The sequence below is a fragment of the Holospora undulata HU1 genome, from assembly GCF_000388175.3.
Taxonomy (GTDB): Bacteria; Pseudomonadota; Alphaproteobacteria; order Holosporales; family Holosporaceae; genus Holospora; species Holospora undulata_A.
In genome coordinates this window covers 1-5,116 of record NZ_ARPM03000050.1, presented here as the reverse complement: position 1 = coordinate 5,116, position 5,116 = coordinate 1, and the positions used below count along the sequence as shown (strand labels likewise).

3 protein-coding genes are annotated in these 5,116 nt (G+C 30.9%); all 3 read right to left on the bottom strand.

Going from position 1 to position 5,116, the window contains the following annotated elements:
* Positions 1-1,116: 1,116 nt before the first annotated feature.
* The gene (locus tag K737_RS00725) at positions 1,117-4,677 is read right to left on the bottom strand and encodes a hypothetical protein (RefSeq protein WP_152531010.1); all 3,561 of its coding nucleotides are present in this window, start codon (positions 4,675-4,677) and stop codon (positions 1,117-1,119) included.
* 124 nt (positions 4,678-4,801) lie between these two features.
* The gene (locus K737_RS11685; protein ID WP_407636434.1) at positions 4,802-4,879 is read right to left on the bottom strand and encodes a hypothetical protein; all 78 of its coding nucleotides are present in this window, start codon (positions 4,877-4,879) and stop codon (positions 4,802-4,804) included.
* Between the two features lie 65 nt (positions 4,880-4,944).
* Entirely contained in the window at positions 4,945-5,025 is an 81-nt protein-coding gene (locus K737_RS11680; protein ID WP_407636433.1) for a hypothetical protein, read from the bottom strand.
* Positions 5,026-5,116: the final 91 nt, after the last annotated feature.

Below are 5,116 nucleotides of genomic sequence, written 5' to 3'. Positions count from 1 at the left end.
CCCGTGCTTTGTTTTTAATAATTTTTTTAGAAAATCTAATGAATATTTCATAACTTACATAATTATAACTTTATCTAGCTCCATTGTCATATTCTTTTTATCATGTTTTAGCTATATAAGAAAAACATTAACTTGCTCAATTTATCACTTATTTCAATTCTTCCTTTCTTAATTTTTTTATACCGATTTAGCTATAGTATCGGGAAATGGTATAAAAATACAAAATAGAGGAGTGTTAAATAAGACGTTGTGGATTTGGGGATGATCAGTGGGATAGGAAAAAGAATCTTTTTCCTAAAAAACAAGGAGAGTAGCGTTATCCAAGAACAATCGCCTCTTTGTAAAGACAGTTTTGTACTGATATCACACATGGATTCCATGGAGAGATTTTCCAGAACGTTTTGGCGATTTCAAATTCACTCACACTTGCCGCACCCGTTAGAGTCAAAGCGGCGCGTGAAAAAGCGTTTTTGAAATCTTAGCCGATGCCTAGACAAAAAGTAAGCCATGAACGATTGTGCACGCACATCAACACAGCGCTGACACTAAAAAAACGAGAACTAGGCCATCCAAGCACTAGGATTGATGAAATCTGTGATTCCCACGGAAATTCCATCGCTTTTCACTTGACAAAATGTCAGGACCGTGATCTGAAGGAGGAGATACGTTAATAGATAACCTCGCGAAGGCTGATGGAGTGCTTGCCGATGAACGCAAAAACTTAAAGAAAAGGGGCGTAAGGTCGTGATCCCCCCTAAAAAAATCTGCTTGGGAGCTTCAAATTAGGATACATATCTTTATAAATCCCGTAATTTGATCGAGAATTTTTTTGCTAAACTGAGTAATACCACGCCATTGCCCCGCGCTAAAATAAAACGTCTTCCAATTTTCTAGGCACTATTTACTTGGCTTCACTTGTCGTTTGGCTTAATTAAAGACGGGCCCTAATAAAATTTATATTTTTCAATTTTTCTCTACAATCTACAATGATTTAAACACTTTTGGATTATTAGTTATTATTTTTTCATGCGAACTACCAACTTTGTCTTAACGGCCCTTTAACTTTGTTGGGAAATGTAAACCATATTTTTCCCAACATGCGCCAATAGTTAACGATTACTGATCATATTCAAGCAAAGGGTATCCTCTAATATTTAAGAAAGATAATAGTGCATCAGTCAATAGTTCTGCTTTACACTTCTCTCCACCGAAAAAATTTTCCTGAGTCACTGAATCTTGAAAAAAATTTCCTAACACTGAATAAGGATGACGCTCAAATAAATCCCTTTCGTAATCATCACTTTCTTTATAAAATGCAATATACTTTTGAGAAATATCTTTTAATTTTTTTACAAAAATATTACAAGATCCTTCATCATTAAAATATTCTCCACAAGGTGGATTTTCATTATCCAACGTTCTTAGGCAAAAATTTACAAACTCATCTAAAATAAATTTTCTGTTTTCTCTTGAATTTTCCCTATACTTTTTAGAAAATTCTCTCATATTCTCTTCAAAAAAAGATAATGGAAATTCCTGAAAATACTGAACTTTTTTGTCTACTCTTACTGTATTTTCAATTATTAAACGATCTTCTACGTCTTGTGAACAAATATTTTCTAAGATTTTTGTCATTTCATCAGAAATAAATTTTCTATTCTTTTTATGTATCAAAGTCTTTTCAACTATTTCTGTTTGAACAGCATGATTAAAACTTCCCATCAAAGTCTTATACTCGGTTTCTTCAAGGTTTTGAGAAACAAATTTCATTCCCATTTCTATAACTTGAAAGGAGTCCTCATCGGAATGCAGCGCAAGATATTCTAAAAATTTACTATCGGTGGTATCACTGAAATTTCCTGTTTTTTCAATGAAATAAAATATTTTTTCACTTATATCAAAAAATTCTGTAACTAATTCTCTTTGTGTTAACTGGTTAACGAAATCTTTGTAAAAAAGATAAAATTCTTTTATTCTTTCATGCAATTCTTCATTGTCATTAAATTGATCTTCAGATTTTAGAACTTTATCAATAATCTCATCGGGATCAAAAGGAAGACGAAGCGCTTCGTTAGAATCAAATAAAGGCGAAACAAGTTCTTCAACTGCAGCACTTGGAGAGTTTTCAACCATTTTAAAAACTTCATCAAGATATTTCATAACCTCTCTGGCATAATCTATTTCTCTATCGGTTATTTTTTCATCTCTAAAAAATTTATTAAACTCTTCTATTTTTTCTGCTAACCTAAGTCGCTTTGCTTTATAGCTTTCCTCAATCTTCTTTTTTAAATTTTTTAACTTCAAATCTTTTAAGTTTTCTAGGTATTCGATACAGTCATCAGGATAAAAATCATCAAACCATCGCAATAAGCGATCGATATCTTCATCGGTTTGAAAATTTTTATCTAAGAAATCTAAAGCTTTTTCTCTATCTTCCGAGGGGTGATCTTTTCTTAAATGATAAAAACAATCTGCAAGTTGAGCGAATTTTTTGTATCCATCGGAATAATCAAAAAGTTTATCTTCAAATTTTTCTTGATCGATCAATTTTTTAAATCTCCAAAATGAGTAAATATCCTCATTCTCAAATATTTTAGAAAAATTGAATATGATTTCTTCCTGCCAGGATTTAGAAAGCATTTCAAAAGACGTGTCAGTTAAATCTAAATACCGTGCACACAACCTTATATCGAAATTTTTTGATAAAGCGAGTTCTAATAAACGAACTCTTTGATTTTTTGGTAAAAACTTAATTGCACTTGCAATAAATTTTAGTATTTTAGCTGAATTATCAAATGATATAAGCCTTTCTTCATCACCAATGTAGAGGTTTATTCTCTTCTTTTTATAAAACAATTCAACTCTTTTTATTTTAGATTCTAGAGTTGTTTTTAAAGCTTTATACTGATCTTCAGCAGTAAAATCTTCAAAAGAGTCTAATAATTTTTCTAAAGCTCTGCTTAAAAATTTATTTGCTGCTTGTGGATTGGTGCAAAAAAAGTTTTTGAAGATGCGATTCAATTGTTCTGGAACAGTTTCATTTAAATAATCAGAAAAAAAATCACAAGCATTTGAATATTTTTCACTCAATAAAATAGAAAAAGAAGAAGAAAAAATGTTTGGATCAATATTTTCTATAAAATTTTCTATTATTCGGTACAAAATAAATCTCAAATCTCCCCAATTGATGTCTTCTCCAAACGCACTTAAAATACTCGACATCATTTTTGGATTAGAGTTTAACATAAGAACAAATTTATTTATCTCTTTATCTCTGTTACTGTTTAAAACGTAGTCTAATTCTTTAACTAAATTTTTGGGACTAGAAGTAAACACTCTTAAAGCTTGCTCAAAAATATCCTGCTTATTTCCATCAGATAAGCACACCAAAGTTTCAGTAAATGCTCCACTTTTATTAAACAAAGTATTAAAAGCATAACAAAAATTAAATAGGTCATTGCTTAAATTATTCAAAAATTTAAAAAATATATCTTGATAAATATCTTTTTTATAAACTCCTTTGTTAATACGCCGAGCAGTATGATTCAAAATGTGAGCAAAAACTTTTGGATTGATAAAATTTCTATAAGCACCATTTAGTGAAAAATCCAAAACTTGAACATAGGCAGGCAAATGATGAAGCTCTCCATTTTGTTCAACAAGTTTAGAAAATTGCACTCCATCCCAAGTATACAAAGCTAAAGCATCTAATGACACATCAGTTTGAGCAGACCAAACATTATCCCACAAATCAATTGAAGATAACGCACTGAAAATCCGAACTAAATCTTCCGGTGTTCCATGATTTAAATGCACAAAATTTGCTAGAAGCAATTTTAAAGAAGAAAAAGGAAGTTGATTTAAAGCAAAATGAAACGCGTTTAAAAATGCTTTGTTATTTTTTAAATTGTAAAAATCTCCAGAATGCTGAAAAGAATTCTCAGATGATCTAATATGTTCCAAAGCGGATACTGCATGAAAAAAATTTAAAGGCCCTTCAAGTTCTTGACTTTTAGATAAAGCCGCCAAAATATTATTTAGTGCGGGGGGAGTATCATCAATCTGCACACAGCATTTGTATTCGTCAAAAGCTACCTTCTCATTTAGTTTATTTAAAGCATTACATAATAATTTTTTATCAACAGGAATGTTTTGATTAAAAGCGTAGTTTAGTACTACTAATGCTCTGCCTAAAAAAATAAAATCTCTCAAAGAAAGCGCGTCAACACTTAGCGAAAAATTTTTTGACACCCCAAGAAATGCTTCACCTAAAGCGCCTTGTTTTTGGCTGTCCAATATTTTTAGGACATACCCTGAAGAATTTTTTCCTAGATTAAATAAAACATTAAACAATCTTCTGGGATCTGTATTTTTCAAAACTTCTTTTAGCTCAGTCAACTCAGGAGTGCTTTGAGTTAAAGACTCTGGATTGTTAAAGTAATTAATCAGATCATTTGAAACATCAAACCTAAAAGAATCTAAAGAATTTTCGTCGAAATTTTTCAGTATCATCACCAATACACGGTGAAAAACACCTAACTCAGAGCAAAGAGTATCAGTGTCAGGATTTCCGTAAGCACTTTGAGCGATATTTTGTATAAAAGGCGCCCCCCCGATGCTTATCGCTAAAGCCAGAAAAAAATTTTTTCTCATGCCAATGAAATTTATTTTATTCATCCTCATTCTAATAAAAAAAAACCTGATATCAATAGATTAATTAAATGTAAAAATTGATATATATGTCGTTCTGGAAAAAAGTTAAAGGTGTACGGATACCAAGTTTGATTTCATATGATTGCCGTCAATTATAATGCCATACGTAAAAATTTAGGTAGCCAGCAAACAAAAGCCAGAATAGATAGGGAATCATAAATAATATAGTAATTTAGGTTGAATTAGATATTTTAAAGAACCAAGAAATAGCGTCGAATAGAGCGTTGAAATTTAGCATACTGCCCACCTCTTCATATTAGCCCAGAATTTTTCTATTAGATTCAAATCAAGAAAGTAAGGCGGTAGAAAAATTATACTGCATTTTACAGACTATTTATGAAAAGAGGCATTATCCATAATAACACCTTGACCAGGCTTTAGTTCCTTGATCAGAAATTTTTCT

Coding starts and splice junctions, on each gene's coding strand:
- K737_RS00725 (WP_152531010.1), bottom strand. CDS start 4,677: ATGAATAAAATAAATTTCATTGGCATGAGAAAAAATTTTTTTCTGGCT.